Here is a 22,203-nt window from a genome sequence, read left to right on the forward strand (position 1 = left end):
CAAATATCTTTACTATGTTTTTCATTTTCTTTACTTGTTTGGTTTATATACTTCTGTATCGCTTATCGATTCAACGACCTTGAATGATGGCTTAAACAATTCTTTCTCGGGAAGCTCCTGATAATCCCTTTCCATATATCCTCTTCTCATCTTATTAAAATATTGTTGCCCCTTATATTTGATTTCAGTTAAATCAAGATTGGGGATTATTTGATCCTTCATGACTACCTTTCCATTTATGATGGATAATTTTACGTCCCTCCCAGACCCGCTTACGAACATGGTTCGAATCGGATCATCGATTACTCCCATATGGAAACTGTCCAAGTCAATCGCGATGATATCCGCCTTGGCTCCCGCTGCGATGCGTCCTAGATCGTTCCTGCCAAGAAAAGCGGCTGCATCAAGTGTGGCTGACCGAAAGAAATCGGCATAGACAGAGCTTTCCGTTTCTCCTTCCACCATCCGTGAGAGCATGCTGCCTGTCCTGACGTTCTGGAACATATCCGGAGGGAATGTGTCCGTTCCAAGGGCTATATTGATCCCAGCCCTTTTATATTTAGCAAAAGATTCTAACGCCTCCCCATGCCTCCCGATGATCAGAGGGCAATGAATCACCGTTGTATTCGTTTCCCGCAGCAGCGCCAAGTCATCACCCTGTCCATATTTCGCTTTACTATATCCTGATACAAAGTGGGCATGCGGGATCCCTGTTCTTGGACCGAGAAAGCCAAGGTCGTATAAATATCTGATCGGTGTAACATGATGGGCTTCCCATATGGTGTCGAATTCAAAACTTCCTTGTGCAGCATGAAGCTTTATGGGTACATCCAACTTTTCGCTGTAATATTTAATCTGTTTTAATTGATCTGCCGTTTGAGACTCTATACGTTCCGGAGCAAGCATCCCCCTGACCATTCCTTCAAAGGCTCCATCGAATTTTTCTACAAACTCGACCGCTTTCCGTAATCCCGCTTCACCGGCTTTTTCATCCCAATGCAGTTTAATTTTCCCGTTAGGCTGGACGACTCTCATTCCTGATTGGAAACTCGGGCCCAGGTAAATCCTTAACCCCAATCCAGCAGCATGTTCTGCCGCAGCTGTCAATTCATCATAGGTTTCAGCCCAGCTTTTATAAAAAACGGAAGTAATGGGCATCGCCGTCGTCACGCCATGAAGAATGAGCTGTGAATAAGCATATAGTGATTTAAAAGCTTCTTCTTCCCCGGTCATTAATTCAGGATGTCCGCTTTTTATATATTTCTCTGACCAGAGAAGGTTCTTTTGTCTGTCGGCACCTGCTTCAAAATGTAAAATATCGTGGTCAATGTCCCCTAATGCATTTAAATCTATGAAGCCAGGACTGATAATGGCGTTACCGGCATCGATTATCTCGTCCACTTCTTCTGGATAATTTTTTCCGACATACAGAATCGTGTCTTTTTCATAAACGATCTCTGCATTTTCCAAAATGACATGATCGTACCCATCATACCCAATTACATATCTTCCTTTAAGCTTGGTTTTCATCTTATTCCCCTTTCAACATCGCGATAGCGTCTTCTCGTTCGTCATATCGCTTTTCATCTACATAGGCCCTAGCATGGCCCCAGAAATATTTTGTCGGTTGCATATACTTTTCGAGCCCCGCACGCTTTATCGTTGAAAAGGCCTCCTCATTTGCTTCGTTCAGCACTGTACTTTCATGTACCGTCCGTACATTCCTCCCCTCCATGATCAATTTCCCATCCACGATGACATGCTCCACATCATTCGCCACTGCTTGAAATACAAGCCGGTGAACATGCATGAATTCCGGGGTCAGATGAGGCTGATGCAGATTGACTGTAATGACATCCGCTTTTTTCCCGATCTCAAGGGAGCCTATTTCATCATCCCAGCCAATGCATTTCGCAGCATCTATCGTGATCATTTCCAACAGCTTGCCTGGAGGTAAATAATAGTAGTCCCTAAGGGCTGCCTGGTGAACAAACTGTGTTTTCCTCATTGCCTGAAACATATCGAAACTTGTGGAAGGGGATGTCCCATCCGTGGAGATTGCCACAGTTGCCCCCATCTCCAATAATTCAGTTATCGGGGTACGGGCATGAACCTGGCCAAATCCGGGTGATGCACTGACGTTGGTACCTGTTTCCGCCAGTATTCTTGCTTCATCGAAGGAAATGCCCCGACAGTGCTGTAAATGGACATCTGGACCCAATAGTGCATTTTCCTTATCCTGTATCGCTAAATGAATCATCCCGCCAAAGGCATCAGAGTGAATACGTGTGTTATATTTCCTGGCAATCTCCCTTATTTTCTTCGCTTGATAAAGGTCATGATCATTCAGCCCATAAAGCCTGTCAGGAGAGGTGGGATTGGAGGGATCCACTGATGTAACGATGACAAATGGTGTAATGAAGGCTCTCGTGCGGTCCTCATTTGCATGGTTCAGCGCCTCGATTACAGCTTCCGCCCCGTGTAACACTTCTTCATAGGAAACTTCCTTTACCACTCTCTTTCCATCAATCCACCGGCTGAATGAATGGGGCCATGGAGGGTTGCAAGGACCCGTACATACCACTTCCCTGATCCCCACTTCGGCGTATGCTTTTGCATGATTGATGGCGAAAATCGGTTCATCGGATCGCGGCATGGATCCTAAAACGCTAACCCCAGTTGTCACGCCCGCCTTTAATCTCTCAAGGGAGGATAGCTTTCCTTCGTAATACCAAAAGTCATCTGTAACAAAATGCTTGTACGCATTCGTCATGATGGGCATCCAAAAATCAATATTCTCCATTGCGATCGTTTTGAACATGGAATGTCCCCCATGACCATGAACATCTATCAATCCAGGCAATATGCATTGATGGCTGCAATCGATGACTTTTACAGCTTCATACTCCAATTTCAGTTTTTCCGTTGAATCTACGGCTAAAATCCTTCCTTGATTTATGGCGATGGCACCATCCTGCAGAATTCTCCTGTTTTGATCCATGGTAATAACGGTCCCATGGATTAGCAGTAAATCTATCATATTTTCCCCTCCTAATTGAGAAGACAGCATAACTTCCTTATGCTGCCTTCCATTTGTGATAATTCCCTACTGCACGGTTACGTCATCAAGCATTAAATAATTTGCCGGATTCAGCCAAAGTCCTTTAACCGTCCCACCGTATACCGCCAAGTGTTCATAGTTACGGATAGGAACATATGGAACTTCTTCCCTTTCAATTGCTTGTGCCTTCGAATATAGTTCCTTACGTTTATCGCCATCCGATTCTTTACGTGCATTTTCAATCAATTCATCCACTTCAGGGTTGCTATAGAATGAACTATTTCCCGCTGCACCTTGGGATTTGGTATTGAAAAGATTGAATTGATTATAATCTCCATCCCCAGTTGCATTTCCCCAGCCGCCTATCGATACCTGGTGCTCGCCCTTGGCTGTCGCGTCAATGTAAGCACCATACTCAAGGACTTGAATCTTGACCTTAATACCGATTCCTTTTAACTGGGATTGAATCACCTCGGCCATATTGATCCTTTCCTTACGATCACTCGTCGTCAGTGTAAACTCCAAACCATCCTTGACCCCCGCTTCAGTCAAGAGCTTCTTAGATTCATTAATATCATAGTCGTAGCCTTTTATATCCGGATCATAGCCAAACACCTTCGGGCTCATTGTTGAATTTGCCCTCGTACCGACGTCGTTATAAACCCCTTTGATAATGGAATCGACCTCGATGGCATGAGCGACCGCCTTACGGACCCGTACATCATCAAAAGGTTTTTTCTTAACATTGAAGCTTAAGTATTCAACTGCAAGTCCCTCCGTGCGATATAAATCCATCGTGCCCGACGCTTCGATCCTATCAATCTCCGTCACTGGCACTTGATCGGTCACATGCGCTTCTCCCGTTTCAATCATCGCAATCCTCGTGGCATCTTCAGGGACAACCTTGAATACCACCCCATCAATCTTAGGCTGATCACCCCAGTAGTCCTTGTTTTTCGAAAGTGTGATTTCTTCACCTGGTTTCCATGATTTAAAAACGAATGGCCCTGTCCCAACGGGGTTTTGACTCAATTTGTCACTATGTTCCTTAATCGCTTTAGGGCTGATGATGCTTCCTTCATTACTCACTAAAATCGATAATAGCGGAGCATATGGATATTTCAGCTTGAATTGTACGGTCGTTTCGTCAACGACTTTAATTTCTTTGATCATTTCCAATTTACCAGCCTGCGGAGAAGCTGTTGCCGGATCCAATATCCTGTCGAAATTGGTTTTCACCGCTTCGGCATTGAATGGAGCTCCATCATGGAATTTGACTCCCTCCTGCAATTTAAACTCCCAAGTGACATCATCCAGTTGTTTCCACTCTTTTGCGAGCAGCGGTTTAGGATTCATGTTTTTGTCAGGAACGACCAATGTTTGATAAACCTTTTCATAAATGACGTTTGCAGATGGAATGTCTGTTATGAAATGAGGGTCCAAGGTGGTCGCGTCAGATAATCGCGCGACGATCAGCGTTCCTCCTTCTTTCGCTTTTCCCTCTGTTTCCTTGCTGCCGGTTTGTTCTGTTGCACACCCTGATAAAACGGATGAGATGCCTAATAAAGATGCAAAAAGCAACCCAATCATACCTTTTCTCATTCTATTTCCTCCCTTTTCAACCTGCCTTTGTTTCTCCAAGTAACTTTCAGCTATGAGTACATCGGGCTTACTGTAAATTATAAAAAAAAACCGAATTTTATATTTTCAGAATCTTTACTCATTTTTTAATTATCTTTACTGCTTTTCCGCATCATATTTACTTCAATACCTTTTTTGAATAAATTGAATGAAAGAAAAGGAGGAAGTCCAATGAAGCCAGAGGTCGTAATGAATAATACCGAATTGAATGTAAAAGAAAGAAAATCTCCGAAACTAAGACACTGGAAAGCCTTTTATAAAAAATTCAAGCGAAATAAATTGGCATTGATAGGCGGGTACATCGTACTTTTTTATATTTTATTGGCTATCTTTGCACCTTTGATCTCACCGCAGGATCCCTATGAAATTGATTTAGTCAACAAACTCCAGCCTCCGTCAGCCGAACATTGGATGGGTACGGATGATAAGGGAAGGGATATTTTAAGCAGATTATTATATGGAACACGGCTTTCATTAACGGTTGGGTTTGTCTCTGTATTCTTCGGGGCGTTCATAGGCATACTCCTCGGGTTAACAGCTGGTTATTACGGAAAATGGGTCGATACCGTCATTATGAGGATTGTCGATGTTCTGCTGGCTTTCCCGGGAATATTGCTTGCTCTTGCCATCATTAGTGCCCTTGGTCCAAGTTTAATCAATGTAATGGTAGCAGTCGGCGTCTTTTCCATACCGATGTTTGCCCGGATTGTACGCGGTTCCACATTGTCAGTCAGAAAGCTGGAATATATCGATGCCATTCGTGCATTGGGAGCCACTGACTTCACGATCATCTGCAAGCATATTTTTCCGAATATTCTATCACCTGTCATCGTTCAAGCTACATTACGTCTGGCAACGGCCATTCTGTCGGCTGCCGGATTATCATTCCTGGGACTGGGAGCCCAGCCCCCCTCACCAGAATGGGGAGCGATGCTGAGCAGCGGTCGGGATTATTTGTTCAGCGCCCCGCACATCGCTTTGTTTCCGGGGATAGCGATATCAACATTGGTACTTGGTTTCAACATCTTCGGGGATGGACTTAGAGATGCCCTGGATCCAAGAATGAAAAAATAAGGAGGAGAGAAAATGTTCGTATTTATTATCCGACGGGTACTTCAAACCATACCGGTTTTACTAGGAGTAAGTCTTGTTGTTTTCCTCATCATGCAAATGGTCCCTGGAGATCCGGCAACACTGCTTGCGGGTGAAGGAGCGACTAAAGAAACGATTGAATCACTGCGGCATGAGCTTGGCTTGGATCGTCCACTCCTTTATCAGTACGTTGACTATATCCTTCATGCTGTTCAAGGTGACTTTGGAGAATCACTCCGCAGCAGCCGCCCTGTTTTGGACGAGATCATGGTCCGATTGCCCATCACCCTTGAACTGGCACTTGCCAGCATTTTCATAACCGTTGTGCTTGGAATGGTCGCAGGAATCATCTCGGCTACCAAGCAATACTCGGCAGCTGACATTTCCATCATGATCGTTGCTTTATTAGGAATCTCTTTACCTAGTTTTTGGCTAGGCCTCATGCTTATCTACTTCTTTTCCGTAAACCTTCATTTGTTTCCGGTTTCAGGGTGGGGAACTATCAGGCACATGATACTCCCAGCCATAACCCTTGGGGCCGGCGGAGCGGCAATCGTTGCCAGGATGACCAGGTCGAGCATGCTTGAAGTCGTTCGCCAGGACTACATCCGGACCGCAAGAGCCAAGGGATTAAAAGAATATATCATCATTTATAAACATGGTCTGAAAAATGCGCTCATCCCCGTCATTACGGTCGTTGGCCTCCAGTTCGGTGCACTCCTTGGCGGCACCGTATTGACAGAGTCCGTTTTTGCCATCAATGGGCTTGGGAGATTGATAGTCGATGCAATCAGAACGAGGGATTTACCGATGGTCCAAGGCGGGGTCCTTATCGCTTCCGTTATCTTCGTTTTCATGAATTTGGCAGTGGATGTCCTCTATCGATACTTTAACAAACGAATAGATTTGAACTAAGGAGGTATGATGATGAAACAGGTTGATGATAAAATACTGGAGGTAAAAAATCTGCAGACCCACTTTTTCACTGACGAAGGAACGAGTAAAGCAGTCAATGGAATCAGTTTCTCCCTCAATAAAGGGGAAACGCTTGGAATCGTCGGGGAGTCGGGAAGCGGTAAAAGCATAACATCACTATCATTGTTAAGGCTCATTCCATCGCCACCCGGCAAGATTGCCGGGGGCAGCATCCTTTTTAAAGGGGAGGACTTGCTTACGAAGACTGAAAAACAGATGCGGTCCATACGTGGCAATGAAATTTCGATGATATTTCAGGAGCCGATGACATCATTGAATCCCGTATATCCAGCGGGCGAGCAAATTGCAGAAGCGATCCGACTCCATCAAAAGCTGGGAAAAAAGGAAGCATGGAATAAAGCGGTCGACATGCTTCGGCTCGTCGGAATCCCCTCACCTGAAAAAAGGGCAAAACAGGAGCCGCATGAACTAAGCGGCGGAATGAGGCAAAGGGTCATGATTGCGATGGCACTTGCCTGCCACCCTGAGGTTTTAATAGCGGATGAACCTACAACAGCACTGGATGTTACGATCCAAGCCCAAATCCTCGAACTAATCAAGACGCTGCAAAAGGATTTCGGGACGGCTGTCATTTTGATTACTCATGATTTGGGTGTCGTATACGAAACCTGTGATCGGGTTGCCGTCATGTATGCAGGGAAAATCGTTGAATACACTTTGGCCAAGGAAATATTCACAAACCCAAAACATCCTTACACCATTGGTTTATTAAACTCCCTTCCGCGTCTGGACATGGACCAGGAAGAACTGACTACAATTCCCGGGACCGTTCCAAGTCCTTACAACATGCCCAAGGGATGCAGCTTCGCTCCCCGCTGTGCAAACAAGAAGAGCATTTGTGAACAAGCCGTACCGGATCTCCAGGCAATCGGCCCAAACACCCAGGTCAGCTGCTGGATGTTCACCCCCCAATGGGAGAAAGAATATGACGCTCAAGAGAAGGTGGGAATTTAATGATGGTTGTACCAGCTGCAGAGAAAAAGGTTCTGCTTAAAGTGGATCAATTGAAACAATATTTTCCGATCAAGGGTGGATTTTTCGGAAGAACCATCAATCATGTAAAAGCCGTTGATGACATTACCTTCGATATCCATCAGGGTGAAACCTTAAGCATAGTCGGCGAATCCGGCTGCGGAAAATCGACTACCGGTAGGGCCATACTTCGATTGGATGAACCAACAAGCGGGAGCATTCACTTTCAGGATAAGGATTTATTGAGTTTAGGAAAAAAAGAAATGAGGCGTACCAGGAAGGATCTGCAAGTTATTTTTCAAGATCCATTTGCCTCGCTTAATCCTAGACAGACTATCGGCCAAATTCTCGGGGAAGCTTTATCTATCCAAAATGTAGTGCCTAAAGAAAATCGAAAGAGCAGGATTGAAGAATTATTGGGACATGTCGGGCTGAGACCGGAATCCATGGAAAGATACCCGCATGAATTCAGCGGCGGCCAAAGACAGCGGGTCGGTATTGCGCGGGCTCTGGCAGTGGACCCAAAATTGATCATATGTGACGAAGCTGTATCTGCACTGGATGTCTCCATTCAAGCGCAAGTGCTGAATTTATTAAAATCCTTACAGCGGCAGTTCGACCTTACCTTTCTTTTCATATCACATGATTTAGGTGTGGTCAGACATATCTCAGATCGGGTAATGGTCATGTATCTCGGGAAGATAGTGGAAATAGCGGATAAAAAGTCCATTTTCGAACAGCCGCAGCATCCATATACAAGGGCATTGCTATCGGCCATCCCAGTACCGAATCCTGTGCAAGAAAGGGAACGGATCCTATTGACGGGTGATGTACCTTCACCCATCGACCCTCCAAGCGGCTGCCGCTTCCATACACGATGCCCTTTTGTACAGGATATCTGCAAAACACAGCTACCCGAACTAAAACGATCGGCACAAAATCATCAAGTGGCTTGTCACATTGTGTCATAAGCTGTAGATTTCCGAAGGGGTCTTTAGTATGATACTAATAAACGAATAATTCAAGTTATTTAAAAATATAACCAGCAGAGGTTCTCCATGCTAAGTTACGAGGGATTCACCTTAATTATCATGCTCTTCATTTTAGCTCCCATCATGGGAGCTATCGCTCTTTTATTTCTATTCATATTCGAGAAGAGGATCGACCTTCTTGAAAATAAAAACAAAGAGATCCGTCTGGAGCAAGCGCTGCAAGAAGCACAATATAATAAATTGAACCAGCAAATCCAGCCACACTTTTTGTTTAATACACTAAATGTCATATTGGGCTTGGCCCGCCTGAACAGGACGGCTGAATTGATTCGGGCCTTAGAGGCATTTTCGCAATTCCTGAAATTCAAATATAAAGCATCAGAACCATTGATCCCCCTTTCCCAGGAAATTCAGTATACCCAGCATTATCTCGACATCCAGACCCTTCGCTTCGGTGATCGGCTCAAGATTGATATGGAGTGCCCGGAACCATTATCAATCGCACTGGTTCCCCCCTTCATTCTCCAGACTTTGGTGGAAAATTCGTTTAAACACGGTTTGGAAAAAAAAGTGGGTGAAGCCCTTCTTCATATCCGATTCTATCTGGATTCGCAGATGGTGTATCTGGAAGTGGCGGATAATGGATTAATGGGAAATGCATCTTCCGTTACGGACGAAGGCGGCCATGGCCTGGATAATATCCAAAAACGTTTATATTTGTATTTCAATGACCGTGCACAATTGAATATAGCTTCTAATGAATCGGGAACAAAGGTTGAGGTATCATGGCCACTGGTTTTTGATAAGAAAATGGAGGAGGCGGCGCCGGAATGAATGTATTATTAGTTGATGACGAACCATTGGTCCTGGAACAAATGGAATATATGATTCAGTCCATATACCCTTTTTGGAAGTTTTACAAAGCTGCTGATGCCTGTCAGGCACTGACCCTCAACCAAAATCATAAAATCAACCTCGCCTTCCTGGATATTAATCTACCGGGGCGATCGGGTCTTGAATTTGGTGAAGACCTAAGGGCACTGAACAATGAAGTAGAAATCATAATGGTGACCGCGCATCAAAGTTTCGATTATGCCCAACAATCCATCAGGATTGGCGTGGTTGATTATTTAACGAAACCTGTCATAGAAAGTGAATTGCATAAAGTCCTGGCTAAGTATGACAAAAGGGAATCTTCCCATAACTATTCAACCCTGATTCACCATTCGCTTTCATTCATTCATGAAAATTATGCCGAAAAGCTCTCCCTTTCGGACATCGCTCGTGAAGTGCATACCAATCCGACTTATTTAAGCAGGAAATTCCATGAAGAAGTCGGCACTTCCTTTTCGGAATATTTAATGCACTATAGAATAAAGGCCGCTAAAAGGGCCTTAACCAATAACACCAGCTGGAGCATATCAGACGTCGCTGAAAAATCGGGATTCAATAGCCAGCATTATTTCAGCACTTTATTCCGGAAGATAGAGGGAATCACGCCCAAGGAGTTCCGCGAGAAAGGAAAATGAACATTGCGATCACGTACATTTCAAGAATACGTACAAGGCCCCATTCAAATCGGGATGGGTTTGGGGATCATCTCCCTCCTGGCACGCTGGGTGACAGGAACCACGATATTATCATCCCCCGAATCGATGGTGAAGTATGGAGTTTTCGGAGGGATCGGATACGCCCTGATGGGAGCGATCGCCCTGTTCATGTTCAGCTTCATCGGGAAGAGGGTCCGGCAGGATTTCCCCGTGGGTTTGACCATCGGTGACTATTTAAAAGCCCGGCTTCATCCCCTCGGATATTGGATATTGATCGTGATTCTGATCATAACCAGTTTACACATTTTATTCATTCAGGGAATGGCCGCGTCCACCCTATGTCAGTTTCTTTTCGATACCCCGCTCTATGTCGGGTTGTTCTTTTTCTTCGGTTTTTGTGTCCTTTATGCTGGATTCGGCGGGTTAAAGCTCATTCATGGATTCGCAGCTTTTCAAGTCATCTTCATGTTTGCCGCGGTTATCTTAATTCCTTTATATTTTTTCGTTAAAGAAGGGATTCAGCCTGTTTATGATGGGATTCGTTTATACCATCCATACATGCTCGTCATCAATAAATATGATCTATGGAGTTTTCTTTTTGCAGGACTTCTTGTAGGGTTCGGCCAGTTTTTCTTTGACCTGACATCATGGCAGCGATTATTCATGATAGAAATCAAAAAGGTTCCATTGACATTCTCTTTATCTGGTCTTATATGGATCATCTTCCCGCTCTCCTTTTCATCCCTGTTCATCATGGTTATCTTTACGGGCGGCTTCACTGATATACACTCGATTCTGGCTGGACTGGCAAACAAAATAACGACACCATTCTTTTTCATCCTTTTTGTGCTCTGCGCTTTCAGTGCAATCACCTCAACATTCGGTGCCTGCCTGCATTCATTGGTAAGCCTGATCGTAGCCAATATTCTTGAACCATTAAAAACAAAAAAAAGCGACCAGCAAAAAATAAGGATGGCCTGCCTGCTTTCAATCTGTATTGGAGGATTGGTCTTCTTTGCTACACTCTTCTATTCCCCAAACCTATTGGAGCTCTTATTTTATTCAGGCAATATATACTCGGCATTGCTTGCTCCCATCCTGGTTATCGTATTCAGCAAAGGGAAAGTCGCTGATTACATACCGATAAGCGCGGTCCTGGCCATTGTGGCTTCATACATCATCCAGCCTTATGTAAGTGAATTCCAAAGCATATGGTTTAGCGGATTAGCTTCATTGACGATCATGATGATTTGTATGATCCTTACGCTTATTAAGAACAAATGGAGATTCGTGAAAACAAAACTATGAATACGGCAAACCCCATTCATTATGATGTTCCATACATGAATGGGGTTCCTCTTTTAATTCGTAAAAACTTAGCTTTCCACCTTTCTGAAATACCGATAAACCTTTTCTAGCTTTTGAGTTTGTTTCCCCTTTGGGCTTTCCATATTTCCGAATTCGAAAAACTTCACTTTTTTGATTCCGACAAAATTGAATAAGGCTCTTTTCATCAATATTTTATGCGCATCATTCAACCAGAGAAGCGGATACTTGGCAGGTCCCTTCATCGTGGACACACATACGACAGACTTTCCCTTTAGAAGGCCTTCCGGGAACAATCCCTTTTTATCCCTGTAGGCAAAATTCGCAGAAAATAATTGATCAATGTATCCCATCAGCATTGCCGGAGGCCTCCCCCACCAGATTGGATAAACAAAGACAATCTTGTCGGCCCAGGTAATTTGATTTCTATATTTTTCAAGTTGAGGATCACGGTGCATATCACGCCTTCGTTTATGCTCATTGAACTCCAAAAGCGGATTAAAGCCCTCTTCATATAAATCCAAGACCTGGAGCCCCTTTATGTTGGGGTTCTCCTTACTGCCTTTGATGACTTTTTCTAAAAATGCATAGCTTAAGCTTTCATGATTTGGATATGTGTAGATGACCAGCACGTTCATGACGTCCCCCCATTTACTTATCATTTGATAACAATAATACAACAACACCTTTTTTGTTGTCAAATGATAATTGTATTTTGATAACACTTTTGATATCTTCTCAGTAAGAGGTGAAAGTTATGGACAAAAAAGCTCTTTTTGAAAAAATGGTTACATTTACAACTTCCGTACATCAAGTCACAAACGAATTGACACAAAATGCAAAATCCGATTCCATCACGCCGGTTCAATATAAAATTCTTGAATATATAACAGTCAGTCAGCCTGTCACACCAAGTGAAATCAGTGACTGTCAGCATATCTCCATGCCTAACACGAGCCGTGAATTGAAAAAATTAAGCGAAAAGAATTTAATTGAAAAAATAAGTGATTCGGAAGATCGACGGAAACAATACATCCGTCTCTCCAAAGAGGGGGAAATGATGATGAACGAGGCTTTTGCAATCGTAGAATCCCATTTCCAAAGCCGGCTGCAGCATGCATCAAATGAAGATTTAGCGGATATTGACCGTGCCCTGGACATTCTTCAAACCAAACTTTTTTACTGACGAAACACAAAAATGGCTCCCGCAATTGAAGTTGACGAAGAATCGACTTCAATCGCGGGAGCTGCTTCATTATCTCCATGCACGCATAAACTAACTTATAATCAGGTACCGCAAAAGGTCCGGTAAGGTTTTGTTGACTCAGGCAGTGTCGAGTATTCAGCTTGTTCTTCGCAGTGTGCATAAGGATTTGAAAGAACAGCCAATAGCCGTTCCATCACGCTGTAGTCCCCTTGTTCCACCGCCGCTTCCAATGCCTCTTCCACCCGGTGGTTCCGTGGGATCACTGCAGGATTGCTGTTCTGCATCAACTGATTCGAAGATTCTTTCGATTCCTTCTGCCTGCCCAGTCTTGCCTGCCATAGCTCTTGCCACTGAGCGAATTCCGGTGTCCCGAAAAGGACCGTATCCTCCATTTTATCAAAGGTCAAAGCACGGAAGGTATTGGTATAGTCGGCACCATGCTTTTTCATCATACTGAGGATGCCATTAATAAGGGCTTCATCCTGTGTCTCTTCATTGAATATCCCCAGCTTCGCCCTCATTCCCGCTAACCAATTAGCGTGATACAGATCGTTAAAAACGGAAATCTTATCTTGTGCCAGTGTAACGGCCTGATCCATGTCATCATGAAACAGCGGCAATAAGGATTCAGCGAATCGCGCAAGATTCCAACCCCCAATAACCGGCTGGTTACCATAGGCATAGCGGCCTTGTGTATCAATTGAACTGAATACTGTTGCAGGGTCATAGGCATCCATGAAGGCGCAAGGTCCATAATCGATGGTTTCCCCGCTAATCGTCATGTTGTCGGTGTTCATCACCCCATGAATGAAGCCAACCAGCTGCCATTGGGCAATGAGCTTTGCCTGACGCTTGACCACTTCCTGCAGCAGCGAAAGATAACGGCTTTCATCGGTTTCAATGTCTGGAAAATGACGCTTAATGGCATAGTCGGCAAGTGTCCGGAGTTCCTCGATCGTGCCCCATTTTGCAGCGAATTGAAAGGTTCCGACACGAAGATGACTCGAAGCAACACGGGTCATGATGGCACCAGGCAGCCCCGTTTCACGGATTACCGTTTCACCGGTCGTCACCACTGCCAGACTTCGGGTGGTAGGAATGCCGAGCCCGTTCATCGCCTCGCTGATGATGTATTCGCGCATCATCGGTCCAAGTGCAGCCCGGCCATCGCCCCCGCGGGAGTACGGCGTTCTTCCTGGACCCTTCAGCTGGATATCGACCCTATCGCCTTCGGGCAAGACCTGCTCGCCAAGCAATATCGCCCGGCCGTCCCCTAACATGTTAAAATGACCGAATTGATGCCCCGCGTATGCTTGGGCAAGAGGCGAAGCACCTTCAGGAAGCTCGTTTCCGGCAAACACCGCCACGCCATCTTCGCTTTGGAGCGACTTAACGTCCAAACCAAGAGTTCCAGCCAAACTCTCATTGAGAATGACCAACTCCGGTGAACGTACAGGAGTTGGGTTCGTGCTCGTGAAAAACTTTTCCGGAAGACGTGCATAGCTATTGTCTAAATTCCATCCCGTTTCATTTGTCATGGTTTCTCCTTTTCTTATTTTGACTTTTTGTATAAAGGTTCTTTCACTCATATTCAGTTAATACACGCGATAAAACTCAGTTGCAGTCCATTTTTTAATGTCTACCTCTGCCTATTAATTATACAGTTTCTGCAAAAAAATGGCTCTTTTAAAGTCATGTTAAATCCATGACGCCCCGGGATTTCATAAAACGATTGGAGGTAAAGTGCCAATATCCTCATCGGTTTTTTAGAATGAAAGAAAGCAGGGACCCTTAATAGGTTCCTGCTTCAGACTGTAGACAAACTCGATGAATATCATTCCACTCCAGGCACTCGCTTTCCGCGGGCGGTCCGGGTGCCTCCTTGGCGCCTTTGAGCCTGCGGGGTCTCCCCTCGACGCGCTTTTCCCGCAGGAGTCTCGCACACCCGCTCCAATCAATTTTGTTTTGAAATTTAGATAAAACCCCTTTTGCCTACAAACTTAAGCAGGGACCCTTAGTGGGTTCCTGCTTCTTCTCCTAAGAATATCTTTGTCGATCATAGTTCCGCTTTTGCAATGTTGATACGCTTTACGCTCCCGTACGGAATTGGTTCAAGATTTTAAGGTTCTGCCTAGTCATTTTTATGCTCATCTTCATTTATAATAATCATTGCATCATGTTTCCCACTATTTAAAACTAGTTTGAGGATTCCTTCTCCAGACATTGATTCAAATGTACGAATTGTATCGCCATTTATTTTTTCAAGGAATACCTTTTCTCCCTTTGAATTAATTACTATACACTCCAATTCACCGCCAGTTTGATCATTCTTTATGGAAATTGTATTTTCCTCTTTTAAAATAGTTTTTATCTCTAGCGTTTTCTTTTTATGAAGGTTGCCAGAGATACTCATATCAGCCACCAATTCTTTTGAGTCTTTTAAATATGTTTTATTAATTTCAATTTCATCACGTGCCATTGCTCCTGAATTAGTAAAAACATTTATTAAGATTAGTCCAAGCAGCAAGAAAGCACCTATTACCAATATTAATTTTTTCATATACTATTATTCCCTCCCCTTGAATTCTCTTTTTCAAAAACATAATAGGAATACTCCAACACCCTCCTTAAGTAACATTACTACTAAGCAGTGGTTAATATAGGTATATTTCATTGTAAAATTAACTTACTTTATAATAAATAACAGAAATGTGTGATTTTAGTATCACTTTTATCATAAAACAAGGAAAGGGACTTTATAAAATTAGCTTGTAAAAAAAGCCTGCCGTTGATTCGGCAGGCTTTTTGATATCATCTATGATTTTTCACAAACAGGTGAACTGAAACTTTCTAATCGTGTGGAGGATTCATGTTTTCAACATGCCTCCCCCACCTTTTTCTGTCTTCTTCCTCTTCTAATCCAGGATATGCTTAATTCAGTAAAGTCAGGCTGATAAAGGCAATGCCAAATATACAGTACAGAATGAGGGTAAAGGGCTGGGGAAAAATAATATATACCATCATGCTAATGATCATCAGCAGGATGCTGAAGGCATTTATCCTATCTCTCCACATACTCACCTTTGGTCAACTCCTTTTCCATTGCGTTCAAGCGTAAGGTACATTTTCATCGCATACTTCTTCCGGTGCTGCCTGGTCGGCTTTGAGGAAACTCCATAAAAATTCTCCTCCCACAGTCAAAGCGAATATCAGCAAAAATAGAGTTTCTTCTTCATCCATCGTTCCTCTTTGTTATAATGGCTGTGTGCCTAATTTGTATTTTTTCATTTTTCGTTAGTAAGTAAGCGACTGATAATTTATAATTATAAAATTGAACCCACTAAACAGCCATGTAGCCAAAATGATAAATTCATGAAAATAATTTAAATTTTCAGATTTTTTAAGGGGTATGAAGTGAATGATCTATAAAACTTTCAAGGTTGTATTGAGGACCATGCACAAAGGTCAAACCGAGGAATTCGCCTATGTATTTGAAGGGAAAAGCCTGCTGATCGGCCGTGCAAGCCAGCACTCCAAAGCTGATTTCAAGCTTTACAATGACTTTGTTTCCAGGGAACATTGCCGGATTTATATGGAGGAAGGACAGCTACTCATTGATGATTTGGCAAGCAAACACGGTACCTCGGTGAACCAGATGCCGCTCGTACCGGGCAATCCCTGTCACATTGAACCGGGGGATTCAATTACTTTGGTTAATGGATTGATTGAATTTATGATTTCCATCGACAACGATTTAACACGGGATTTCACGCCGGTGAACCCCGATATCCAGCAAACCGTAGCGATCAATGAGCACCTTCAGACCGTGATCATCAATGAAGAATCACCCATTAAAATGCCGACTAAGGAATTCAATTGCTTTAAGCTGCTTTATGAGAATTTGGACAACCTTATTTCAAAGGAAGAGATTGTCCAGCAAGTATGGCCAGAGAGAGTCGGTGATCCCGAGCAAATTGTGACTGCAGAAGAAATCGCTTCACTCCTGTACCGGGTGCGGAAACGGATAAATGGGCACTTCGCAATAAAAGCCGTCATTCAAAAGGGATATTATATGGAATCCATCCTTTCATTCAATCTATCGGACTTATAATGACAATCATTCGAAGACATGAAAAAAAGCATTGCGGATAACAATGCTTTTTTTCATGTTTATATTGGAGATGGCAAGCAGGTATCCACTCATCCATCATTCCGATGTCCACTGGTCCATTATCACTTCTTTGGTAAGTCTAGATTAGTGAATTCATCGACTGGAACGATGTCTTCTTCCATATCCATCACCTTCAGCACAACCCGGTCTCCTACATTCGTCAACACAATATCAGATAGCGCATTGACACCTGGGTCCACCGAGAACCTCTTGGCATTGCCTTCGACGATTAAATGGAATACGTATCCATTTGAGAGATTGGCATCATTGATCCTTATTACCTTCCCCTTTATTTCTTTCATTTCAAATCCTTTTTGAGGCGTCACACCGCTGACTTTCCCTAAAGAGGCAATCAGCTTTTTATAATTACGGAAAGCTTCGTCTTTCGTTTTCCCAAAGACCACTTGAGGATTATCGCTATTGGCGTAAACAATCGCCACTCCTTGGAACTTGCTGCCCTTTGTAACCGGAATGACATAAGTGGGAGCACCGTAAATCGTATAGAAAATTCCATTAGTGGCTTTCCAGCCTGGATATTTAGACAAAAACTCACTAGCATTGGCGTTGGATTTTGCTTCCTTTCCAGTTAGAACGGACGTGACGCCTTTATAGTACGTCATTTCACCGGTTTTTGCATTGAAAACACCATAACCTACAAGGGTTTTGGAGTTGCCTTTTGATTTAGCCCGGGTAAAGTCCACTACATATATCAATTCGCCTTTTTCGTTAAACGTAACTTGCATATTATCCTCATTTGGAATCAGGACATCTTTCTTCGGCCCAATCAGGGACTGGTTTTTCCACCCGTGAACATATTTTCCCCAGTAGGTCCAATATTCCAGGGCTGTTTCCAATGTGAATGTCCTATCCACCCATTTAGGTTCTTTTCCTTTTGGATAGTATTTCGTGTCCCCCGTTTCCGGATTCACCAATACCACCCCGTCCACTACGGGACCGCTGCGGTATTTCAAATAATGTCCGACTGAAGCTACGAAGAAGGGCTTTCCATCTTCGTTCGGTTCCAAATATGAATCATGGATGATTTTATTCGGATATCTCTTGCGGATGGTCCTTTCCAAATCATGATCGAGGTACTGTGAGGGAGCATACAGCATCTTCCCTTTGACAGTGCTTGCCCCTTTATCCGTCGATACGGCGGAAATCAGATTATAACCTGGCGTGTATTCCGCTTTCCCTGCTTTCAGAAACCCGTCCATTTCAATTGGTGATGTATAAGCCAATTCATCATTTATATTGGTTAAACGGTATTCGCCTTCAGTGAAATATGATGCATTTTCAATTTTATTAATCGCTGCATCGCCTTTTGCGTCAGCCATTTTGACTGTAACAAGCGGCATGGTTTTTATATCTTGAACTTCTTCCAGCTCTTTTTTCTTATCGACCTTCGCCAATCCATGCAGATCTGTGGCAAAAGTGATTGGGTAAAACAGCATGATGGCCCATGCTGCAATCAAAACGAGCCCTATCAAACTATTGAAATGTACGTTCCAAGGTGTTTTTGGTTGCTTCGCAGCGACATCTCCCCTCCGATTCCGTCGGGTACTTGAAGATTCACTCGCACTGTACATATACATTCTTGAATCGATGATCAGAATGAGCCCAAGAATAATGGCAAAACTCGAAAAGAATGCAGCGGCAGTAAGATCCAGCAGCATGATATCGATAACGAAAAACAATACGGCAGCAGAAACTAAAAGTCTCAGAACTTGTTCAATGAAAAAAGGTATATCCTTTTTGGTGATTGCGTTTGTCCATCTCTGCGGAATCAAGGAAAGTCCCAGTAAGGCAAATGGTATTTTCATTAAAATTCCTTTCAAGATGAAAACGAGTAGTGAAAGTATCATGGTTTTAAAAATCTCTCCTTGTCATGTATGTTCCCATTTACCCATTTTATCACTTTTGTACAACTAATTTACTATTTTTAAAATATATCGAAATAACGTCAAAAAACTTCCAAAACTATTTACTCCAATGATGCTACTTTTACCGATTTAATGTTTATATAGACTCTAAAAAAGGATGGATGCCTTATGATTTATGAAGAAACTTACCAATACCTATTAAGGAATGTATCTTCCACTGAATTCGATACATGTTTGTACGCCTTGCTCCACAGTGATTGGGACGGGGTCATCCAGAGCCCGCTTCATATGATGGCCCGAGGAGTCGGCACGACAGAAAAGTACTTAAGGCAGATCATCAATAAATTCACCGCACCACAAGGTTCACTAAAAAAAGTGTTTGTGCCTGTTCATCAAGGTGAAGATATTTTATATAAGTTTAACCTTGGTCCTGCAAGTAATCTTGGCTATAACAGAAAGACGGACCGTTATTGCAAGAAATACCGTTTCTTTTATAGCGATGCTTTCAAAACCTTAACGATTCATGGCAAACGGCTGCTGCTTATGGGGGCATTCCGAATGTCTGTTTTGAAGTCTGAAGAAGTTCTATTCGAATATAATGAAATCATTCCTGATTCCAGCTCGCTATTCACAAGGCAGCGCTTATTGGATACAGTCGATGCAATCCATGACGCTTTAGGCCATTTAGTGACGATTTCTTTTGCGAGCAGGGCTTTTTCAAAGAAAGAAGTTCTGGTATTCACCTTTACCGAAGGCGTCTTGGAGCAGTATAAGGAAAATAGGGCGGAACGGACATTGTTGCGGAGAACGATTTTTAACTCTGGCTACCTTGGGCATATCAATGATTCCGTATGCAGGGAATTGGAACGGGTCGGCAAATTTATTTTTCGTTCATTTCTGCAAGAAGCGACAAACATCTCCAATGATATTCAAAAGGAACTGCAGAAGTTAGCACGTTACGTCTATTCTCATTCTCTTAAGAAATTTGGCCAAGCACTTCCTGCCAATAAGCAGTTACTTCTTGCCCCAAAACAAGCCTCTGCTTATTTAAGCAAGATCATGTACAACGAGACATTGGAACAGATGGTCAAGTATGCCCACCAGGCAGAATCCATCAAAAGCCTGCTTGAACGCGCTCATTTTCATAGAAACATTTCCGAGAAAGCTCTCTGCCGGGAAGTGAATGATTTAGAAATGGCTGAACATATGGAGCCCATTCTCCATAAGTACCATCAAGCAGACTTCATTCGCCATGTGCTGAACGACTGGTGCGAAAATTGGCTCATTTCCCGTGTAAAGACTGTGACCGAAGAATCTCGGGCAGAAGGAAAAAGGAAAAGTACCGATGATGATAAGCAGATCGCTGCCGAGTATATGGCGCGCATTAGAAACGATACATATGGCCAGTTGGACAAGCTGCTGACCTTGCTTCTTAAATTCGGCAATCATGCAGTGGCTCCGTCTGTCCGGAACTCCCCTCTCACAAAGAAGAAGGAAACCCTCCAATCCTATTTTGCAATCCAAAAGGAGCGTCTAGATGTTCTCTCCATTTCCTCTTAAAATCACACGGTTTAAGCCTTTTAATATGTCATATGTTTTCCAAGAGAGCGGATCCGTTCTCTTTTTTTTGCTTGTAACGAAATCTGAATGTGAATTGCAGAATGACGATTGTGGTTTGGTGATTGGCCCACTGTGGATTTCTCCTCTGAATTCGTGAATTCCATATGGATCTTGTGGATAAGGGAACTTGGGCAGCAGGTTGTTTTGACGGCAGGCAATAACCCCTGTAAGGGCAAGGGCATTTATTATGGAGTTATTCTAAGGGTCTAAGAATGGGTCTATATAAAGGAACTGAAAAAGGTTCTGATCATAAGTATGAATAAGGTGTTGAATGCGGCAGGCCACTATTCGGGTAAAGGAAATGGGCCTCCATTTAGAATGGAAAGCCCACATGACTTGTTATGGTATTAATAATATTTTCCCCGAACTTTTCCGGCTTTCAAGAAGTCTATGTGCATCCGCCCCATTTTCCAACGAAAAAAGAGTCGGTTCCTTGATGAGGATTTTCCCTGACAGAATCCATTCGAACAGCTCTGCTGTTCTTCTTGTCCGTTCTTCATGGGTAGTCAGGACGTTCCAAAGGTCTCCACCTATTAATGCCTTAGATGTATCCATTAACATTCTCGGGTCGATTTTCTCTGGATCACCGCCTGCCATCCCAAAAAACACCACAGTTCCTCCAGTCTTGGTCGCCTCGAAACTATTCATCAAGGTTTGGCCCACTGATTCATAAACGACATCAACGCCTTTACCGCCGGTTACATCCTTAATGGAATTCACCCAGTCAGATCCGTAAAGGAAAACATGATCCGCACCCATTTGTTTGGCAACAGCCGCTTTATCCTTTGATGAGGTCAAGCCAATGACCTGACCGCCCTTCATCCTGATCATCTGTGTCAGTAATTGACCGACTCCACCTGCAGCGGCATGGACCAAAATGGTTTCCCCTTCTTTAACTGAATAGCTGTCATGAGTTAAATATTGGGCAGTCAATCCTTGAAGTAAAACGGAAGCGGCCGTTTCAAAGGAAATGCCCTCAGGTAGCGGTAACAGTTTATCAGCTGGAACTGAAACCAGCTCCGCATTGGCATGGGGAACATCAGCGAACCCGACACGGTCACCTGCTTTCACATGATGAACATCTTCCCCGACATATTCGACGACACCGGCCCCTTCATAACCTAAAATGAATGGGGGATCACCCACCAAATGATAATTCCCTTTCCTTCTATATACATCAGCAAAATTCAAGCCGATTGCTTTCATTCGAACAATCACGGCTGATTTTGAATGTTCAGGTTCTGCAATTTCCCTTACGGACAGGACTTCCGGTCCGCCGAAATTATCAAAGACAAGTGCTTTCATCATCCTAACTCCCTTCAATGGTTCTTCATTCTTTAAGATATAGGATGAACCGTTTGATGGCAAGAAACACAAATAACCGCCCTGACCTTAAAGGCTAGAGCGGTCATTAAGTTTCTCAATCTGTATTGGAACCTGGGCCATTCTTTCGTTTATTCGCAGAATATTCCTTACCGTGTGCTTCATGTTCTGCAATGATGTCCGCTTTCGGAATATGGTTATTCTTTTTCGGTGAACCGGTACGGTTGCGATGTTTTTTTCCCATAATCGTATCTCCCCTTAAATTCAATAAATGTTTAATGCCTGCTAATGTTAGCTTGTCCGATTACTCTCGAAAATACCGGCAAAATAGGCACTTCATAATAAAGGAAAAATCTTTGTGGAGACCGA

At 43.4% G+C, this 22,203-nt stretch carries 20 protein-coding genes; 10 read left to right on the top strand and 10 right to left on the bottom strand.

Annotation, left to right across the window (positions count from 1 at the left end; genetic code table 11):
- Positions 1 to 30 precede the first annotated feature (30 nt).
- The 3 genes from NYE63_RS23670 to NYE63_RS23680 form a co-directional block, all read right to left on the bottom strand.
- Positions 31 to 1,530 (bottom strand): amidohydrolase family protein, encoded by a 1,500-nt coding sequence (locus NYE63_RS23670; protein WP_342602979.1) that lies wholly within the window; start codon positions 1,528 to 1,530, stop codon positions 31 to 33.
- A gap of 1 nt (position 1,531) precedes the next feature.
- A complete protein-coding gene (locus NYE63_RS23675; protein WP_342602980.1) occupies positions 1,532 to 3,040 on the bottom strand; it encodes an amidohydrolase family protein in 1,509 nt (502 codons plus the stop codon).
- A gap of 66 nt (positions 3,041 to 3,106) precedes the next feature.
- On the bottom strand, positions 3,107 to 4,663 hold the full coding sequence (locus NYE63_RS23680) for a glutathione ABC transporter substrate-binding protein (RefSeq protein ID WP_342602981.1): 1,557 nt from the start codon (positions 4,661 to 4,663) through the stop codon (positions 3,107 to 3,109).
- Positions 4,664 to 4,891: 228 nt separating this feature from the next.
- On the opposite strand from NYE63_RS23680, the gene nikC reads away from it, so the two are divergent.
- From nikC to NYE63_RS23715, 7 genes are all read left to right on the top strand, one after another.
- Positions 4,892 to 5,776, top strand: coding sequence for a nickel transporter permease (nikC, locus tag NYE63_RS23685; protein ID WP_342605858.1), 885 nt, complete (start codon positions 4,892 to 4,894; stop codon positions 5,774 to 5,776).
- 12 nt (positions 5,777 to 5,788) lie between these two features.
- Complete coding sequence (nikB, locus tag NYE63_RS23690) at positions 5,789 to 6,709, top strand: nickel ABC transporter permease (RefSeq protein WP_342602982.1); 921 nt, start codon at positions 5,789 to 5,791, stop codon at positions 6,707 to 6,709.
- Positions 6,710 to 6,718: 9 nt separating this feature from the next.
- Positions 6,719 to 7,744, top strand: a complete 1,026-nt coding sequence (locus NYE63_RS23695) for an ABC transporter ATP-binding protein (RefSeq protein ID WP_342602983.1) — start codon at positions 6,719 to 6,721, stop codon at positions 7,742 to 7,744.
- Positions 7,744 to 8,733 carry a dipeptide ABC transporter ATP-binding protein gene (locus NYE63_RS23700; RefSeq protein ID WP_342602984.1) on the top strand — a complete coding sequence of 330 codons (990 nt, stop codon included), beginning with the start codon at positions 7,744 to 7,746 and terminating at the stop codon, positions 8,731 to 8,733. The genes NYE63_RS23695 and NYE63_RS23700 overlap by 1 nt, the downstream gene beginning before the upstream one ends.
- 87 nt (positions 8,734 to 8,820) lie before the next feature.
- Complete coding sequence (locus NYE63_RS23705; RefSeq protein ID WP_342602985.1) at positions 8,821 to 9,588, top strand: histidine kinase; 768 nt, start codon at positions 8,821 to 8,823, stop codon at positions 9,586 to 9,588.
- Entirely contained in the window at positions 9,585 to 10,283 is a 699-nt protein-coding gene (locus tag NYE63_RS23710) for an AraC family transcriptional regulator (RefSeq protein ID WP_342602986.1), read from the top strand. Before NYE63_RS23705 ends, NYE63_RS23710 begins: the two co-directional genes overlap by 4 nt.
- Positions 10,284 to 10,286: 3 nt before the next feature.
- On the top strand, positions 10,287 to 11,612 hold the full coding sequence (locus tag NYE63_RS23715) for a transporter (RefSeq protein ID WP_342602987.1): 1,326 nt from the start codon (positions 10,287 to 10,289) through the stop codon (positions 11,610 to 11,612).
- 68 nt (positions 11,613 to 11,680) lie between these two features.
- On the opposite strand, the gene NYE63_RS23720 is transcribed toward NYE63_RS23715, so the two are convergent.
- Complete coding sequence (locus NYE63_RS23720) at positions 11,681 to 12,268, bottom strand: NAD(P)H-dependent oxidoreductase (protein ID WP_342602988.1); 588 nt, start codon at positions 12,266 to 12,268, stop codon at positions 11,681 to 11,683.
- Between the two features lie 119 nt (positions 12,269 to 12,387).
- On the opposite strand from NYE63_RS23720, the gene NYE63_RS23725 reads away from it, so the two are divergent.
- Positions 12,388 to 12,816 carry a MarR family transcriptional regulator gene (locus NYE63_RS23725; protein ID WP_342602989.1) on the top strand — a complete coding sequence of 143 codons (429 nt, stop codon included), beginning with the start codon at positions 12,388 to 12,390 and terminating at the stop codon, positions 12,814 to 12,816.
- 101 nt (positions 12,817 to 12,917) lie between these two features.
- Here the strand turns inward: NYE63_RS23725 and NYE63_RS23730 are convergent, their stop codons facing one another.
- From NYE63_RS23730 to NYE63_RS23740, 3 genes are all read right to left on the bottom strand, one after another.
- Positions 12,918 to 14,375, bottom strand: a complete 1,458-nt coding sequence (locus NYE63_RS23730; protein ID WP_328103559.1) for a YdiU family protein — start codon at positions 14,373 to 14,375, stop codon at positions 12,918 to 12,920.
- A 593-nt stretch (positions 14,376 to 14,968) separates the two neighbouring features.
- Complete coding sequence (locus NYE63_RS23735; protein WP_342602990.1) at positions 14,969 to 15,397, bottom strand: hypothetical protein; 429 nt, start codon at positions 15,395 to 15,397, stop codon at positions 14,969 to 14,971.
- A gap of 548 nt (positions 15,398 to 15,945) precedes the next feature.
- Positions 15,946 to 16,077, bottom strand: a complete 132-nt coding sequence (locus NYE63_RS23740; protein WP_260399529.1) for a hypothetical protein — start codon at positions 16,075 to 16,077, stop codon at positions 15,946 to 15,948.
- 178 nt (positions 16,078 to 16,255) lie between these two features.
- Between NYE63_RS23740 and NYE63_RS23745 the strand changes: the two genes are divergently transcribed.
- Positions 16,256 to 16,948, top strand: a complete 693-nt coding sequence (locus NYE63_RS23745) for an FHA domain-containing protein (protein ID WP_342602991.1) — start codon at positions 16,256 to 16,258, stop codon at positions 16,946 to 16,948.
- A 122-nt stretch (positions 16,949 to 17,070) separates the two neighbouring features.
- On the opposite strand, the gene NYE63_RS23750 is transcribed toward NYE63_RS23745, so the two are convergent.
- On the bottom strand, positions 17,071 to 18,873 hold the full coding sequence (locus tag NYE63_RS23750; RefSeq protein WP_342602992.1) for a hypothetical protein: 1,803 nt from the start codon (positions 18,871 to 18,873) through the stop codon (positions 17,071 to 17,073).
- Between the two features lie 186 nt (positions 18,874 to 19,059).
- Between NYE63_RS23750 and NYE63_RS23755 the strand changes: the two genes are divergently transcribed.
- Complete coding sequence (locus NYE63_RS23755; RefSeq protein ID WP_342602993.1) at positions 19,060 to 20,451, top strand: hypothetical protein; 1,392 nt, start codon at positions 19,060 to 19,062, stop codon at positions 20,449 to 20,451.
- 399 nt (positions 20,452 to 20,850) lie between these two features.
- On the opposite strand, the gene NYE63_RS23760 is transcribed toward NYE63_RS23755, so the two are convergent.
- Complete coding sequence (locus NYE63_RS23760) at positions 20,851 to 21,816, bottom strand: quinone oxidoreductase (RefSeq protein ID WP_342602994.1); 966 nt, start codon at positions 21,814 to 21,816, stop codon at positions 20,851 to 20,853.
- A gap of 115 nt (positions 21,817 to 21,931) precedes the next feature.
- A complete protein-coding gene (locus NYE63_RS23765; RefSeq protein WP_141994063.1) occupies positions 21,932 to 22,078 on the bottom strand; it encodes a hypothetical protein in 147 nt (48 codons plus the stop codon).
- Positions 22,079 to 22,203 lie beyond the last annotated feature (125 nt).

This window comes from Peribacillus sp. FSL E2-0159 (genome assembly GCF_038643155.1).
Lineage (GTDB): Bacteria > Bacillota > Bacilli > Bacillales > DSM-1321 > Peribacillus > Peribacillus simplex.